The organism is Pseudomonas sp. B21-023 (assembly GCF_024749165.1).
Classification (GTDB): domain Bacteria; phylum Pseudomonadota; class Gammaproteobacteria; order Pseudomonadales; family Pseudomonadaceae; genus Aquipseudomonas.
Genome location: NZ_CP087190.1, coordinates 2,865,473 through 2,877,599 on the forward strand (window position 1 = coordinate 2,865,473; position 12,127 = coordinate 2,877,599).

The window sequence follows — 12,127 nt, forward strand, 5'->3', positions numbered from 1 at the left end:
CATGGGGCGCCTTAGGTTTTAGGCGCTCCTTTCCCATAGCCTGCAATATTCTTAGAAGGGCAGCTCAGCCTGCCCTGATCCAATCGCGTTCACAGGATGGCCAGACCGTCCAGGCCTCCGGCGCGCGACGACTGTCTGACCTATGGATTCTGGAGGAGGGCTCAATGCACTGAGCTCTGGCAATACACCATCACACGTCAGTGCGCGGATTTCATCGCTCAGCTTTGATATCAGCGTGGTTGTCGGTACGCCAGTGTCTTCGCTCACTGTGAGGGTAAGCAGAGCCAAAGGCGAGAGCTCAAGTCTGTCGCTCAATTGCTCCAACTTGTCCAAGGTGATACTTGACTTACCGCTTTCTAGCTTTGACAGGTATGTCCTGCTCGTCGTGTCGGCGAATCCACGTTGCGTGATGTTTCGCTTGCTGCGTAATGCCCGCAGTACGGTGGCGAATGACGATTTCAGGGGCATGGGATTTTCCTCGCATCCAAACGATCATTGCACATGCTTCTTCACCTTCCTCCTCGCCGAGATGACGCCCCACCCCTTAACGGAGATTGATTGCCACTGGTTCGCCCGGGAGCGGATCCGTACCGATGCGGGGCCACGTGCGTCGACCTCGACCACTGGTTAGCGTAGCACTGTTGAAATATACAGTATTCGAATTTATCCTTCGTGGAGAACATTTGTACTCTTGTCACGATGAAGGCCTATGGCGCATGCGCAAACCAAGTGATGACGATCTGCTCGAACCTTTTTTCACTCGTGAGGAGCTGCTTGAGCAGCGTTGTGACCTGCTTGAGTCCGAGCTCGCGGAGCTGGGGGATGAGCTGCAGGCGAGTCGCGAAAAATATCGACCCTGGTGCTGATGTGGTCAGGTGTTACGTCTGAGTTGCGGGCGGCAGAGGCAGAACTCAGCAAAATGAAGCTCCAGCCTCTCGCTTAGCGTTCATGCTCGATCTCTCCTGCGTTGTAAGCGGCCAGGCCGCCGAAGGAGCTGCTCGCGTCAACGTACCTCAGCGCAGATTTCATGTCCTTCCAGCCTACATAGCTCATAAGGCCTTTAATGTCCCAGCCATTTGCGGATGCCCAGGTTGCGAAGCCACGGCGCATTGAGTGGCTGCTGTACGCCTGCGCAGGTATGTCGGCTTCTTCCAAGATGCGCCTGAGCAGCGGAATCAGGCTGCTCGACTTGAGCCCTTTTTCTGACAGGTTCCCCCATCGATCAAGCTTACGAAAGATAGGGCCCTTAGAAATGCCGGCCACCGTGATCCAATTGATGTATGCATCAACCGGACAAAGCTTTTTAAGGGCAGGGGTGTGGAACGTGGTGCCTTGATGGGCGCGATCCGCTTTGGTGTAGGGCAGGTAAAAAGTGATGCCAATACTGGCCTCAGCCTGGGTATCCTCGACCTGAAGACGGGCCAGCTCATCACTCCGAAAGCCACGCCAAAAACCGATGAGTAGTAGGGCGGCATCGCGCCGGTACCTCATCAGCGCCCGATAGTCTCCCGACTCGATCGCTTCTCCTGCTTTGCTATTCAGCCAATAGACGGCCTTCTCAAGGTGTCGCAGCTGAAGCGGCGCAGCCTGCTTCTGTTTGGCCGGGTGCACAACGCGGATGCCCTTGAGCATCTGCCGTACCTGGGGTGCCTTGGTTGGATCGGGGAATCCCTGGGAGACATGCCATTGGGCGAGCGCTGCCAGGCGCTGACGCAGCGTGCTCAGCGCCAGCGATTCCGCATATTCCGCGAGATAGCGAACGATTCCCTCAGCCGTGGCTGGCAGGAATCCTCCCCATGCCACTTCAAAGTGCTCAATCGCAGCCCGATAGCTTTTGCGCGTGTTTTCGCGCTTGCCTGCCGTCAGGTACCGCTGCGCCTTGTCCATCTGCCATTTCCTGCCATTCGTACCGGGTCTGGAGACGATTCTCGCCGATTCCGGGCTATAAGAACAAATAATCCCCTATTATTTATTCTTGGAAATCCTACATTTTTCAAGATGAAAATTGAGTAAAATGTCACGTAGATACATGACATGTAACCCAGTACGAAATCGTAGGAGAGACCATGGCGCGCGGCGGCATCAACAAGGCATTGGTACAGAAAGCGCGTGCGGCGCTGCTCGCCCGAGGCGTTAATCCGAGCATCGATGCTGTGCGTGTTGAGCTGGGTAATACCGGCTCTAAAACAACGATTTCCCGGTATCTCCAAGAGCTGGAGGCTACCGATACCCGCCCTCAATCTGACCCGAACCGCTTGAGTGATGAGCTCATTGGGATCGTAGATCAGCTCTTGAAGCGGTTATTGGAGGAGGGGAATGCTGCCCTAGCGCAGGAGCGCAGTTCGCACGAACAGAGCCAGGCGGCGCTGTACAGTCAGATCGAGGGGCTTGAGGAAGAGCTGAAGCAGGCTCAGCGAGAGGTGGCGAGCCGAGACATCGCGTTGGCGAACCAGGCTGAGGAACTGAGCACCACGCAATCATCACTCCAATCAGAACTCACCCGGAACGCGCGCATCAGCCAAAGCTGCAGTGATCTCGAATTGCGGGTACAGGAGAAAGACGAGCAAGTTCGCTCCCTGGAAGAAAAACATGCCCATGCTCGTGATGCTTTGGAGCACTACCGCAATGCGATCAAGGAGCAACGTGAGCAAGACCAGCATCGCCACGAGACTCAGCTCCAGCAATTGCAGCATGAACTGTTGCAGCTTCAGCAGACCCTCATGGTGCGACAGGACGAACTGACCAGACTCAATCGTGACAACGAACGCCTGCTGGGTGAAGCGCGCCAGCAGACCAAGCTCGCTCATCAGAACCAGGACACACTGAGGCGCTTGGAAGGGGATCTGAGCTTGGCAAACATGACCGCAGCGCGCGCGGAGGGGGCGAAAGATATGCTCCAGGAGCAGTTAGTGCTCGCCAGGAATGCTACAGAGATTGCGAACGCCGAAGTCACACAGCTCAGGGCGACTTCGGCTGAGCTCAGCCAGCAGCTGACAGACGCCAGGAAAGCTCTGACGCTTGTTAAAGGCACTGAACCTGATAACGGCGATAAGCAAGGGTGAAAAACGAAGGACTTGCTCCGCGCCAAATCGGCCAAACAGGCATAGCAGGAGGCCTGTAAACCTACTTTTTCACTTGTTAACCACCGAGGTTTACAAGTGAAAAAGTAGGTTTACAGCCGATATTTGCCAGGTCACCGACTTTTCTTAGTTCGATGGGGGATTGCTCTGTGCTCCTCCGATGATCTGACGCAAATGCTGGGTGCAATGGCTTACTACGCCACAAATTTCAGGCGAACGAATACCTGCAAATCGCCACCGCAGGTGCCATCCACTAAAATTTTTTTCGAGTGCAAGGTTTTTTTGCAAGCAAAGCGAAGGTGGCGGCAGAGCCGCCAAAGGAAACGATTCCTCCTGCAGCCCACGGCGAGGCCCCCATAGGCGTTCTACTCAGGGTTGGAACGCCCAAGAAGCAAAGCCTAGTAAGCCCCGACGACAGGCTTTACGGCTGATATCCTAAAGCGCTGCGATCTCCGCTTTTTGTTATGCCCTCAAATATAAGAACTCCGTCTCGCCTGATTTTTTTCAAGGGGGTGGGGTGGTGGTTTATTTTCAAAGCGTGATGTACGTCACGCTTTAAGCCTCACTCGGCACGAGAGCCATCAGCCTCCTGGCAGCTGGCGACCGTCACAGAGCACTAGTCGAATGCTGAACGACTGGCCTCTTGCCAGGCGCTAAATTGATGGACAGGTGCAAGCCGGTGCGAAATCTCGCGAATGGCGTTTAATCGTAGAGGGGGTTGAGTCTCGCCGAATGGCTACCGTATTGCTATTACCCACCAACGGGTATGACGAGATGCACAACCATGGCGAAGCCTCTTAAAGGTGACCTGCGGTATGAGTACAGCTGGAAAGCAACGGAAGGGGATAACCCTCATCTCATCCATGACGATGCCAAGCACCTGAGCCGCAAAGAAGGCTACGAGATACTCAGCTACCTGAATAACCTCGGCCTGTCGTCCGACAAAAAGGGGTTGCATATGGGGAAGGGCAGGACTTGACGAAGGAAACCCGGCTGTACGCCGAGTGGATGCTCAAAGAGCATTTCAAGTCGACTGCACCCGGGCGTGGCAAGGTCACTGAGTGGCTCAATGCCAACTGGTGGGATCTGAAGAAAAAATTCACGTCTTTGAAGCCTGAGCGCACAGCAACCAAGGCCTAATGGCAGCAGGGTAGCCCGCCTTGCGGCCGGGCTACCTGTCCTGTGTCCATGGATGTTCGGCCAACGCTTAGCCGCTGTGACTCTGCTGTCGACGCTCCCATTCCTCATCGCTCACGACGGCCGCGATCGTCGTCATGGATGAGTAGACATGAAACTCCGGCAGGTGGCTGACGATCTGGTCATCCTCGAAGTAATGGTGTGCAATCGAAGGGAACAGCTTCTCTGGTACCGGATGCAAGGCATTGGGGTTATGGAATAGGCTCATACCCTCCGCCCAGGTTTCCCCGCAGGTCTCATCGACCTGGTATGCAAACATCTTTGGCATCGAAGCGTCGGGGTCGTGATCATGGTATGTACCCATACGGAACATCATGACATCGCTGTCTCCGAATCCAGCTTGCTTACCCATCCGGTTGAACTTGGACACGGTGCCACTTGCCGAGAACATGACCGCACTGATGTTCTCCACGCCGGGCTGGAAGAAGAAGCCTGACGGAATCTCTTTAGCACCCACGATGTGTTTTTCTATTTTCTGTGAGGTGATGACCAGCTTCCCGGCCTCATCGTAGTGGTGCTCGTGGTGTACCCCGTAGAGGTAGTTGATCAACGCTGTTGACGTCCAGAGCATCGACTGGTTCTCGTGGAAGTCAGCAATGGCGATGACCAATGGGTTGCCTGCGACATGCTCAAGCTCCCAATATTTCTTCTGCAGCTTTGAGAATAGAGGGCTGCCAAACTTGATGGGCATTTCATCCCGGGTCTTCTCTTTGATTTGCTCTGGGGTCATCTCCATGAGCTTGTCGAAGTCTGCGTCCGTCAGCTGGCCCTTGCGCCCCACGATGGTGGCCTCAATTGCCACAGTGTGCCCGTATTTTTGAACGATAAAATCGGGGGCATGGTGATCGCGCTCGAAGACGAGGCCTTCCTCCACCAGGTAGGCGTTCAGGTAAAGCTCCCAGACCCTGGCATCGAAGCCCGTCGTCTGGAATTGCTCGATGAAGTTGCCATCGATGTCGACGTAATGGGGCATCATCTCTTGGATAATGTCCCTCGCTGCTGCATGGGACGGTTGCGTCGAAAGAATCCGAAAATAGGGGTGAAGCCTTTCCTCTGCTCTGACGGGAGTGAAGATATCCATCGCCTCACCTGTTTCATCGTTTTGTTCAAAAACGGTCTTGCCGCTGGATGTCATCGCCGACATGGCATCCACAAGCCAGGCATGAGCTTCCTGAGGGGTTTGCATGGACACTTTCTGGTCAAAGCAGCGATAGCGTCCTACGGTGTCCCGACCAAGCAACAGGGCCGTGAAATCCTTATCGACGATGTCGATCAGCAGGACACCCAGAACCGTTTCCTCTTCATTGGCGAACCATCCAATCTCACGGGTGAAGAGTTCTGCCCTTGGACTACGTGACTGCCCGACCAGGGCAGAGAAACGCTTCAAATCCATTTTTTTGATTTCCACACTCTTCATTTTTTTCTCCGCGCTGGGTGATAAGACGTTAGCCGTAATGAGTCATTGCAGAATCGAGGCAAAGCAGGAAATGTTGGTCAAGAAAGCGGACGAGCTGATCAGCTTTGTGCAGAGACTTGATCTGAGGCTTGCATGGCTTCCAAGAGCGCCTCGAGCGCATCGAGCAAGCGCTGATCCTCCCGAGCATCACCAGTGCTAGGCCGATGCGTTTGGCAATGTCTCATCAAGGCATCAAAATCGTTGCGGTTCAGATCAAATTCAATAAACATCAAAATCCTCCAGGTTTTGGCTTGAGCGAAAGCCAGTTTAAATGACGACCCACCTCGACGAGCTCTCGCGGTAGGGCTTGCATGCATGGGCTTGGGAAAAGCGTATTGAATATCAGTGTAGAAACGGCGGTGTGGACACGAGCAACTGAGCGCTATGGCACTGACTTGGGACGGATACTCGACTCAGCGATCACAACCTACCGAAGACCACCAGGGCTAGAGTCGCCGTCGCGCCTTTACGCCCAAGATATCGGTGAGGAAGGTATTGATGCATTGCGCCATGCGTTGCTTCGCAATCGAGCAAGGCAGTTCCATGTCCTCGATCCCGGCATCGAAATGCGTCACTCCCTGCGCCTGCATCTGGTTCACTGCTTGCGCCAACACCTCGTCAAAGGTGGAGACGCGCCTGGCTGTATGCGCGACGAGCATTTGGCCGCCGACTTGGGGCTGTAGCTTGGTGCTGTTTTCAGTTTTTGAAGGATGCTAAGCGAGAGCGGTACCGTCTTGATTGCTGACTCAGGTGCTTTCGGGAGGTGACCCTTCTGGATTTAGCTCAGCAAGCCGATGAGGTAGAATTGACGCTATCTGGCAATTGGCCAGCCAGTACCCATCCATGGAGGGAATCAATGTCCGACCAAACCCGTCATCAGTCGTTGTTTGAGGAGGACTATCTTCTCCGGGAATTGGGCCCCGTGGCGCACGTGCCACAGGTGGCTCTTACCGAGCTTGTGGCCAATGCCTGGGATGCCGGCGCGAGCAAGGTGGACTTGATATTACCCACTGAGCCTGGCGGCAGACTGACAGTCGTTGATGACGGTCACGGTATGACGGCTCCGCAGTTCAGCAAACGCTGGATGACGCTTCGGTACAACCGCCTCAAGCATCAGAGCTTCAGGGTTGAATTTCCCAAAGGCACGAACGGCAAATCCAGAAAGGCCTATGGCCGCAACGGTGTGGGTCGGCATGGACTTCTTTGTTTTGGTGATGAGTACCAGGTAGAAACCTGGCGCGACGGTAAGCTCAGCACCTTCATCGTGGGTACCGAGTCCGGCCCCAGTCCTTTTGTGGTGCGCTCCGAGGCGTTTGGTGAGCGAGACGGTTCGGGGACGCGATTGTCCGTTTCGGTTGCCCGCAAGATGCCGGATGTGAAAGAGATCATCACGGTTCTCGCCGCACGCTTCATTCATGACCCAAGCTTCCAGATTCGAGTCAATGGCACACCTCTGACCCTCGCCAAGCTTGAGCAGCATGCTCGCACACACACATTGAAACTGAGTGATGGCCGCGCAGCAAAAGTTATTGTCATCGACTCCACACAGCAGAACCATTCATCCATTCACCAAGGCGTGGCGTTCTGGGTTCAGCATCGACTCGTCGGTAACCCCTCGTGGGTGATCGGCCAGGTCGCGAACTTTGATGGCCGCACGCGGTTCGCCAAACGCTATAAGGTCATCGTAGACACCCAGGGCTTTGAAGGGCACTTGATCCAGGACTGGACAGGCTTTCAGTCGACACCTGCTGTCGAGGAACTGTTTAAGGCCGCTGCCGAGTGCATCAGCCAGGTGGCGGATGAGTTGGCAGCCGAGGTTGTGGAAGCCACATCAGAAGATGCTTTGGTGCAGAACCGTTCAGAGCTGAAATCGTTGGGCCATGGGGCTCAGCTCGAAGTCACAGCGTTCACGAAAGCTGTGGCTCAAGCGCACCCCATGGTCTCTCCGGAGTTTCTCGCTACGGCGGTCAAGGCAGTGATCAATCTGGAGAAATCCAAGAGCGGGGCATCCTTGCTTCAAAAGCTGGCCATCCTCCCTGCGACGGACATTGAGGGTTTGGACTCTCTGTTGGCGGACTGGTCAGTCAAGGATGCGTTACGCGTGCTCGATGAGATTGATGGGCGGCTCTGCGTGATTGAAGCCATAACGAGATTGGCAGAGGATCCCGAAACGGATGAGCTCCACACCCTGCATCCGCTTATCCTGCGATCCCGGTGGCTGTTCGGGCCAGAGTTTGAGTCCATGGAATACTGCTCGAACATGACGCTGAAAAGCGTTGCCAAAGAGCTCTGGGCGGATGGCGACGCCTCGTTCATCAATGAACGGAAACGGCCCGACATTGTGGTGCTGCCCGACCGATCTACGGCGCAGCTGGTGGGTATTGAGCAGTTCGACCCTCAGGACGCATCAGTCGCCCAGATGCAAAACATCCTATTGATCGAGCTCAAGAAAGGCGGCTTCAAACTCAATCGAAAGGAGGTCAACCAGGCCGACGGGTATGTTCAGGACATCGCCGCATCGGGCTACGTCAACGGCTCCCCATTCATTACAGCTTGGGTAGTTGGCCAGTCGATCGCCGCCGGAGTGAGTACATCCAAGATTGTGGGTGATGAATCTCGGAGCTATGGCCAGGTACGAGCCACCACTTATGGCACCCTGGTGAGCACGGCCAACCTTCGCCTGATGCGCCTGCGGAAAACACTGGAAGACAGGTACGACAATCTCACTACAGACACACTACTGGCCAAGGTGTTGTCGACACAGGAGCAGGGTAACCTCGACCTGGGTGCATCCGACCCCGCTGAAGCAACGGATGACGCAATCAAGGAAGCGGTGTGATCATCAATAGGGATCTTTCGCTGGGCGGTGAACTGGGGCGCGAAGGGGGAGTTGAGCCGCTGTGAAGCCATGGAGTGTGGGTTTATTCAGTAAGGAGTTTCTAGGCCACAAGCTGCGACGGGAAACTTGTTCGCGAATCGCGATACCGGCGCCAGCAAGATCTCAGATGTTACTTTCAGAAACTGCAACCAAATCTTTTAGTGCTTACCTCCATTGACAAGGAAGATTCTGATAAATGACAGGCACCAGTAGTACAGATTCAGGTCAAGTATTGAAGGAAAAACGCGACGACTTCAGTAAGCCGACCGTAAGGGCGCTGTCATTGCGGGCCGGCCATTGCTGCTCATTACCTGAATGCCAAAGGCCCACAGCAGGCCCAAGCGAGTCTGGGCCAGATATGCATGTCAATATCGGAGTAGCAGCCCATATCTGCGCCGCCTCGCCTGGGGGGCCTAGGTATGATCCAACAATGACACCGGAACAGCGCTCTTCCATCACTAATGGGATTTGGTTGTGCCAGACTCACAGTCGCTTGATCGACGTAGACACCGTCGCTTTCACCAAAAGCCGCCTTCATGAAATCAAGCAAGCTCACGAGCGAGCGCAGGCAGCTCGTCTTGCAGGAGAGAGCGCCCCACTTCACGACAGTGACTTTATAGCTCTTGGCCCTGACTTGGTCTTTACCGGAGAGTTGATTGGTATCGAGAAAAACATATGGTCATTTCGATTGGATCATTTTGTTATCGGGGATCTCAACGACCTTATTTTCTTTGGTGAGAACTTCGAAAGTCTAGATCCATATGACCGTTATGTGCTTGTAAACGCACTTGGTGATGGGCGCCAGCTAGCTGATTCTCCACGGTGGTCAAAGCAGCAAAAGCAACTGCTTATATCTGTAGCTGTTATCGAGAGTTTTCCTCGCATCAACGCTGAAAATCTTCCTTTAGATTTGGCATTGAGTGATGACAATGATTTGTTTATCGTAAACGGAGACATAGCAACCGTACGAGGATTACCTGCTCTTCCGCAAAGAATAAAGGTGTGCCTCTCAACGAGCAGGGGAGAGGTTTTTTTTCATCCTTCCCAGGGCACGCGAATCCGCGAATACTCAAAAGAATTTTTTGGCTCGCCATGGCTTCCTAGGCTTATTAAGCTCGAAACCATTAGAATGGCGTGTATACCCCAAGTAGATCTTGGCCAGACCAAGCCAGTCACTCCGCTAATGGCCGTTCGTAAAGTGGAATCCGTTGAGATGGTGTCTCCTCACCGCAGCGATGGCACCATTCTGTTCAGGTTTCAGATGAATATAGAGGGGATCGGCGCTTGGAGCGACGAGATTCCAATTTACATCTCGCGTGATCTTTGAAGTATATAGTAATCTGGAGCGGCTCAATCGACCCAGGTCACCTAGAATTTTAACTAGTGAGTCGCTGGCCTTCATCACTTCCTCACGCCGAATAGGGCTGATCCGCTTTGTGTTGACGGGCCACCAACAAAGCGTAGAGGAGCGTAGCTAGGATAAGAATTTAGAGATGGGCAGCAGCATGGAAAAACGGGTTGAGTGGCTCTTGAAATCTAGTTTGATTCTTGAGCACGAGGTGGCAGCTATCATTGCCGAATCGGGATTTCACAATCATGGTGAGTTTTCATATGCCCGGACTAATGAAAAAGGCATTGATACTGATTTCTCAGCAGATCTATTGGCTTCAGCCGATATTGTCATGGGGGATACATTTGCGGAGTCATTAAGCTTAGGAGTCCTGATCGAATGTAAATACGCGTCCCCATCTGTTGAGTGGGTCTTTTCTAGAATGCCAGGTTGCGAGCCTACAGTTTACTCGGCGCTGTCGGTGTTCAACTGGTTAGGTAGTTATGTGGTCAAGAGCTCTGAGTCCCTGAATGCATTGGAGCCGCCAATCTACTGCAATCGTGGGGTGTCTTTATCTTCATCTTCCGCTGATCCGAAAATCATAACACATGGCCTTCAGCAGTTGCGATATGCACTGCCTAATTTGCTACAATGGATTTGCACTACATTCGAAGATTCTGAAGATGGGGTGCCTGTACCGATACTGGGCGCATTGCTCGTGACCAATGCGCCTATCAGGGTTTTAAATAGTGGCATCTGTGTAGAGCAGGCCTCAAACTACAGGACACTTGATGAAATCACAACAACATACTCCAATATTGGGGTGTATCAATCCGCCTCTCCCGAGCTTAAGCTAGTTTGTGACAGGATAGCCAGAGTTGTGAGCGGTGCGCTCGAAGTGAATCCAGAGTCAGGTCTGGAAGATATGATCAGGACATCTTTGATAGACTGCGTTGAAACAATTACAGTCGTTTCCCTAGAAGCTCTGCCAGCATATTTGAAGGAAATGCGAAGCACTATGGATCGAGTAGAGCTTATGAGTTATCAAAACTTTTCGAAGTACTACCGAGAACTCAGCAAGACAAGCTAAGCGTTTGTTTATTAGGAGCAGGGTGGTTCAGTAGGTCGATCAGTGAACGATAATTTAACAGGGGCACTTTACAGGCCCGCTGACAATGACGTTGATTGCCCTGTCGAGTTGCTATGCATCAGCCAAGCATCGTTTTGCAGGCATGATAAATGGCTAAGCTAACCAGCTGCGCAAAGGGGCCGTCCAAGGCCCCTTTTCGTACTAAGAAGTCTTACTGAGCTAACCAGCTCTCGACTTCCTCGGAACCGTATTGACCTTTCCATTCCTTCAGGGTCTTGTGGTTGCCACCCTTTGTTTCGACCACTTCACCGTTATGGGGGTTCTTGTACACCTTGACCTGGCGAGGCTTTCGGCTGCCTTTTTCCGCTACAGGAGCTGGAGCTCGGCGGGTTGCTGCCTGTGGATCCAAGATCGCCACGATATTGCGCAGGCTGTAGCCATACTCACCGAGCAAGTCTCGAAGCTTCTTTTCGAATTCGATTTCGCGCTTCAAACCGTCGTCATTTTTGAGGGATTCAAGCTCGGCTAATTGGGCAGCGAGTTGCTGCTCCAAGGCCCTAAATTCAGCGAGGCGAGACATTTGACACTCCTGTAGGTAAGACGTCGAGTATACCGCGAATATCGTTCTTTCGGTTTATGCGCCATAGCCCGTGGTCGAGCAAGTGGTGAACGCGCTTGGCAACCTGTCATCACAGCAGCCCCCGAGAAATACCAGGCATCGGGTGAGCTAAAACTGCCACGACGCGGGGCTGGTATTGCCTGTTCAGCTGGTCTCCTTCAGCTATCTCTCGTATGTCTCCCCGCCGGTGCTGATCTTGTAAATCGTATCCGAGTAAGGCAAGCGAGCTATGATAATAGTAGCTTTCACTACGCCCGCCATGGTCATCCCCCTGCACATGAGACTCACATAGCCCTGGATGCGCACGCACATGGCATCAGCGCTATCAATAAAATTCGTCTTGTTGAGGCGGAGCATAATGACTGTTCTGCCTTCGGGTACGGCTCCGATTGGAGGTACGGCGAAGATCGTGATCTGGGTGTATACGACCAAACAGAGCAGGGTGATACCCGCTGCCATGAGAGCTTTCTTCATGAG

General features: G+C 53.4%; 14 protein-coding genes. 7 read left to right on the top strand and 7 right to left on the bottom strand.

Annotated features, from left to right (window positions below; all coding sequences use genetic code 11):
* Window positions 1–51: 51 nt before the first annotated feature.
* Entirely contained in the window at window positions 52–468 is a 417-nt protein-coding gene (locus LOY42_RS12870; RefSeq protein WP_258600995.1) for a helix-turn-helix domain-containing protein, read from the bottom strand.
* 248 nt (window positions 469–716) lie between these two features.
* On the opposite strand from LOY42_RS12870, the gene LOY42_RS12875 reads away from it, so the two are divergent.
* A complete protein-coding gene (locus tag LOY42_RS12875; protein WP_258600997.1) occupies window positions 717–866 on the top strand; it encodes a hypothetical protein in 150 nt (49 codons plus the stop codon).
* 73 nt (window positions 867–939) lie between these two features.
* On the opposite strand, the gene LOY42_RS12880 is transcribed toward LOY42_RS12875, so the two are convergent.
* Complete coding sequence (locus tag LOY42_RS12880; protein WP_258600999.1) at window positions 940–1,887, bottom strand: tyrosine-type recombinase/integrase; 948 nt, start codon at window positions 1,885–1,887, stop codon at window positions 940–942.
* A 179-nt stretch (window positions 1,888–2,066) separates the two neighbouring features.
* On the opposite strand from LOY42_RS12880, the gene LOY42_RS12885 reads away from it, so the two are divergent.
* From LOY42_RS12885 to LOY42_RS12895, 3 genes are all read left to right on the top strand, one after another.
* Window positions 2,067–3,062: a DNA-binding protein gene (locus LOY42_RS12885; RefSeq protein WP_258601001.1), complete on the top strand. Its 996-nt coding sequence runs from the start codon at window positions 2,067–2,069 to the stop codon at window positions 3,060–3,062.
* 802 nt (window positions 3,063–3,864) lie between these two features.
* On the top strand, window positions 3,865–4,059 hold the full coding sequence (locus LOY42_RS12890; protein ID WP_258601003.1) for a hypothetical protein: 195 nt from the start codon (window positions 3,865–3,867) through the stop codon (window positions 4,057–4,059).
* Window positions 4,056–4,220 carry a hypothetical protein gene (locus LOY42_RS12895; RefSeq protein ID WP_258601005.1) on the top strand — a complete coding sequence of 55 codons (165 nt, stop codon included), beginning with the start codon at window positions 4,056–4,058 and terminating at the stop codon, window positions 4,218–4,220. Before LOY42_RS12890 ends, LOY42_RS12895 begins: the two co-directional genes overlap by 4 nt.
* Window positions 4,221–4,287: 67 nt before the next feature.
* Here the strand turns inward: LOY42_RS12895 and LOY42_RS12900 are convergent, their stop codons facing one another.
* From LOY42_RS12900 to LOY42_RS12910, 3 genes are all read right to left on the bottom strand, one after another.
* Window positions 4,288–5,694, bottom strand: coding sequence for a hypothetical protein (locus tag LOY42_RS12900; RefSeq protein WP_258601007.1), 1,407 nt, complete (start codon window positions 5,692–5,694; stop codon window positions 4,288–4,290).
* Window positions 5,695–5,792: 98 nt separating this feature from the next.
* Window positions 5,793–5,963: a hypothetical protein gene (locus tag LOY42_RS12905; RefSeq protein WP_168186819.1), complete on the bottom strand. Its 171-nt coding sequence runs from the start codon at window positions 5,961–5,963 to the stop codon at window positions 5,793–5,795.
* Window positions 5,964–6,179: 216 nt separating this feature from the next.
* Entirely contained in the window at window positions 6,180–6,392 is a 213-nt protein-coding gene (locus tag LOY42_RS12910; protein ID WP_258601010.1) for a hypothetical protein, read from the bottom strand.
* A gap of 197 nt (window positions 6,393–6,589) precedes the next feature.
* Between LOY42_RS12910 and LOY42_RS12915 the strand changes: the two genes are divergently transcribed.
* The 3 genes from LOY42_RS12915 (at window position 6,590) to LOY42_RS12925 (ending at window position 11,031) form a co-directional block, all read left to right on the top strand.
* Window positions 6,590–8,572 carry an ATP-binding protein gene (locus LOY42_RS12915; protein WP_258601012.1) on the top strand — a complete coding sequence of 661 codons (1,983 nt, stop codon included), beginning with the start codon at window positions 6,590–6,592 and terminating at the stop codon, window positions 8,570–8,572.
* Between the two features lie 235 nt (window positions 8,573–8,807).
* Window positions 8,808–9,938 carry a hypothetical protein gene (locus LOY42_RS12920; protein WP_258601014.1) on the top strand — a complete coding sequence of 377 codons (1,131 nt, stop codon included), beginning with the start codon at window positions 8,808–8,810 and terminating at the stop codon, window positions 9,936–9,938.
* Between the two features lie 166 nt (window positions 9,939–10,104).
* On the top strand, window positions 10,105–11,031 hold the full coding sequence (locus tag LOY42_RS12925; protein ID WP_258601016.1) for a hypothetical protein: 927 nt from the start codon (window positions 10,105–10,107) through the stop codon (window positions 11,029–11,031).
* A gap of 211 nt (window positions 11,032–11,242) precedes the next feature.
* Here LOY42_RS12925 and LOY42_RS12930 read toward each other — a convergent pair whose 3' ends face one another.
* Together LOY42_RS12930 and LOY42_RS12935 are read right to left on the bottom strand one after the other, a co-directional pair.
* On the bottom strand, window positions 11,243–11,611 hold the full coding sequence (locus LOY42_RS12930) for a histone-like nucleoid-structuring protein, MvaT/MvaU family (RefSeq protein ID WP_258601018.1): 369 nt from the start codon (window positions 11,609–11,611) through the stop codon (window positions 11,243–11,245).
* Between the two features lie 201 nt (window positions 11,612–11,812).
* On the bottom strand, window positions 11,813–12,124 hold the full coding sequence (locus tag LOY42_RS12935) for a hypothetical protein (RefSeq protein ID WP_258601020.1): 312 nt from the start codon (window positions 12,122–12,124) through the stop codon (window positions 11,813–11,815).
* Between the last annotated feature and the right edge of the window lie 3 nt (window positions 12,125–12,127).

Bases quoted from the DNA above. Each gene is read 5' to 3' on its own strand.
- LOY42_RS12870 (WP_258600995.1), bottom strand. From the start codon at position 468: ATGCCCCTGAAATCGTCATTCGCCACCGTACTGCGGGCATTACGCAGC.
- LOY42_RS12885 (WP_258601001.1), top strand. From the start codon at position 2,067: ATGGCGCGCGGCGGCATCAACAAGGCATTGGTACAGAAAGCGCGTGCG.
- LOY42_RS12930 (WP_258601018.1), bottom strand. From the start codon at position 11,611: ATGTCTCGCCTCGCTGAATTTAGGGCCTTGGAGCAGCAACTCGCTGCC.
- LOY42_RS12905 (WP_168186819.1), bottom strand. From the start codon at position 5,963: ATGTTTATTGAATTTGATCTGAACCGCAACGATTTTGATGCCTTGATG.
- LOY42_RS12880 (WP_258600999.1), bottom strand. From the start codon at position 1,887: ATGGACAAGGCGCAGCGGTACCTGACGGCAGGCAAGCGCGAAAACACG.
- LOY42_RS12875 (WP_258600997.1), top strand. From the start codon at position 717: ATGCGCAAACCAAGTGATGACGATCTGCTCGAACCTTTTTTCACTCGT.
- LOY42_RS12935 (WP_258601020.1), bottom strand. From the start codon at position 12,124: ATGAAGAAAGCTCTCATGGCAGCGGGTATCACCCTGCTCTGTTTGGTC.
- LOY42_RS12910 (WP_258601010.1), bottom strand. From the start codon at position 6,392: ATGCTCGTCGCGCATACAGCCAGGCGCGTCTCCACCTTTGACGAGGTG.
- LOY42_RS12920 (WP_258601014.1), top strand. From the start codon at position 8,808: ATGACAGGCACCAGTAGTACAGATTCAGGTCAAGTATTGAAGGAAAAA.
- LOY42_RS12925 (WP_258601016.1), top strand. From the start codon at position 10,105: ATGGGCAGCAGCATGGAAAAACGGGTTGAGTGGCTCTTGAAATCTAGT.
- LOY42_RS12890 (WP_258601003.1), top strand. From the start codon at position 3,865: ATGGCGAAGCCTCTTAAAGGTGACCTGCGGTATGAGTACAGCTGGAAA.
- LOY42_RS12900 (WP_258601007.1), bottom strand. From the start codon at position 5,694: ATGAAGAGTGTGGAAATCAAAAAAATGGATTTGAAGCGTTTCTCTGCC.
- LOY42_RS12915 (WP_258601012.1), top strand. From the start codon at position 6,590: ATGTCCGACCAAACCCGTCATCAGTCGTTGTTTGAGGAGGACTATCTT.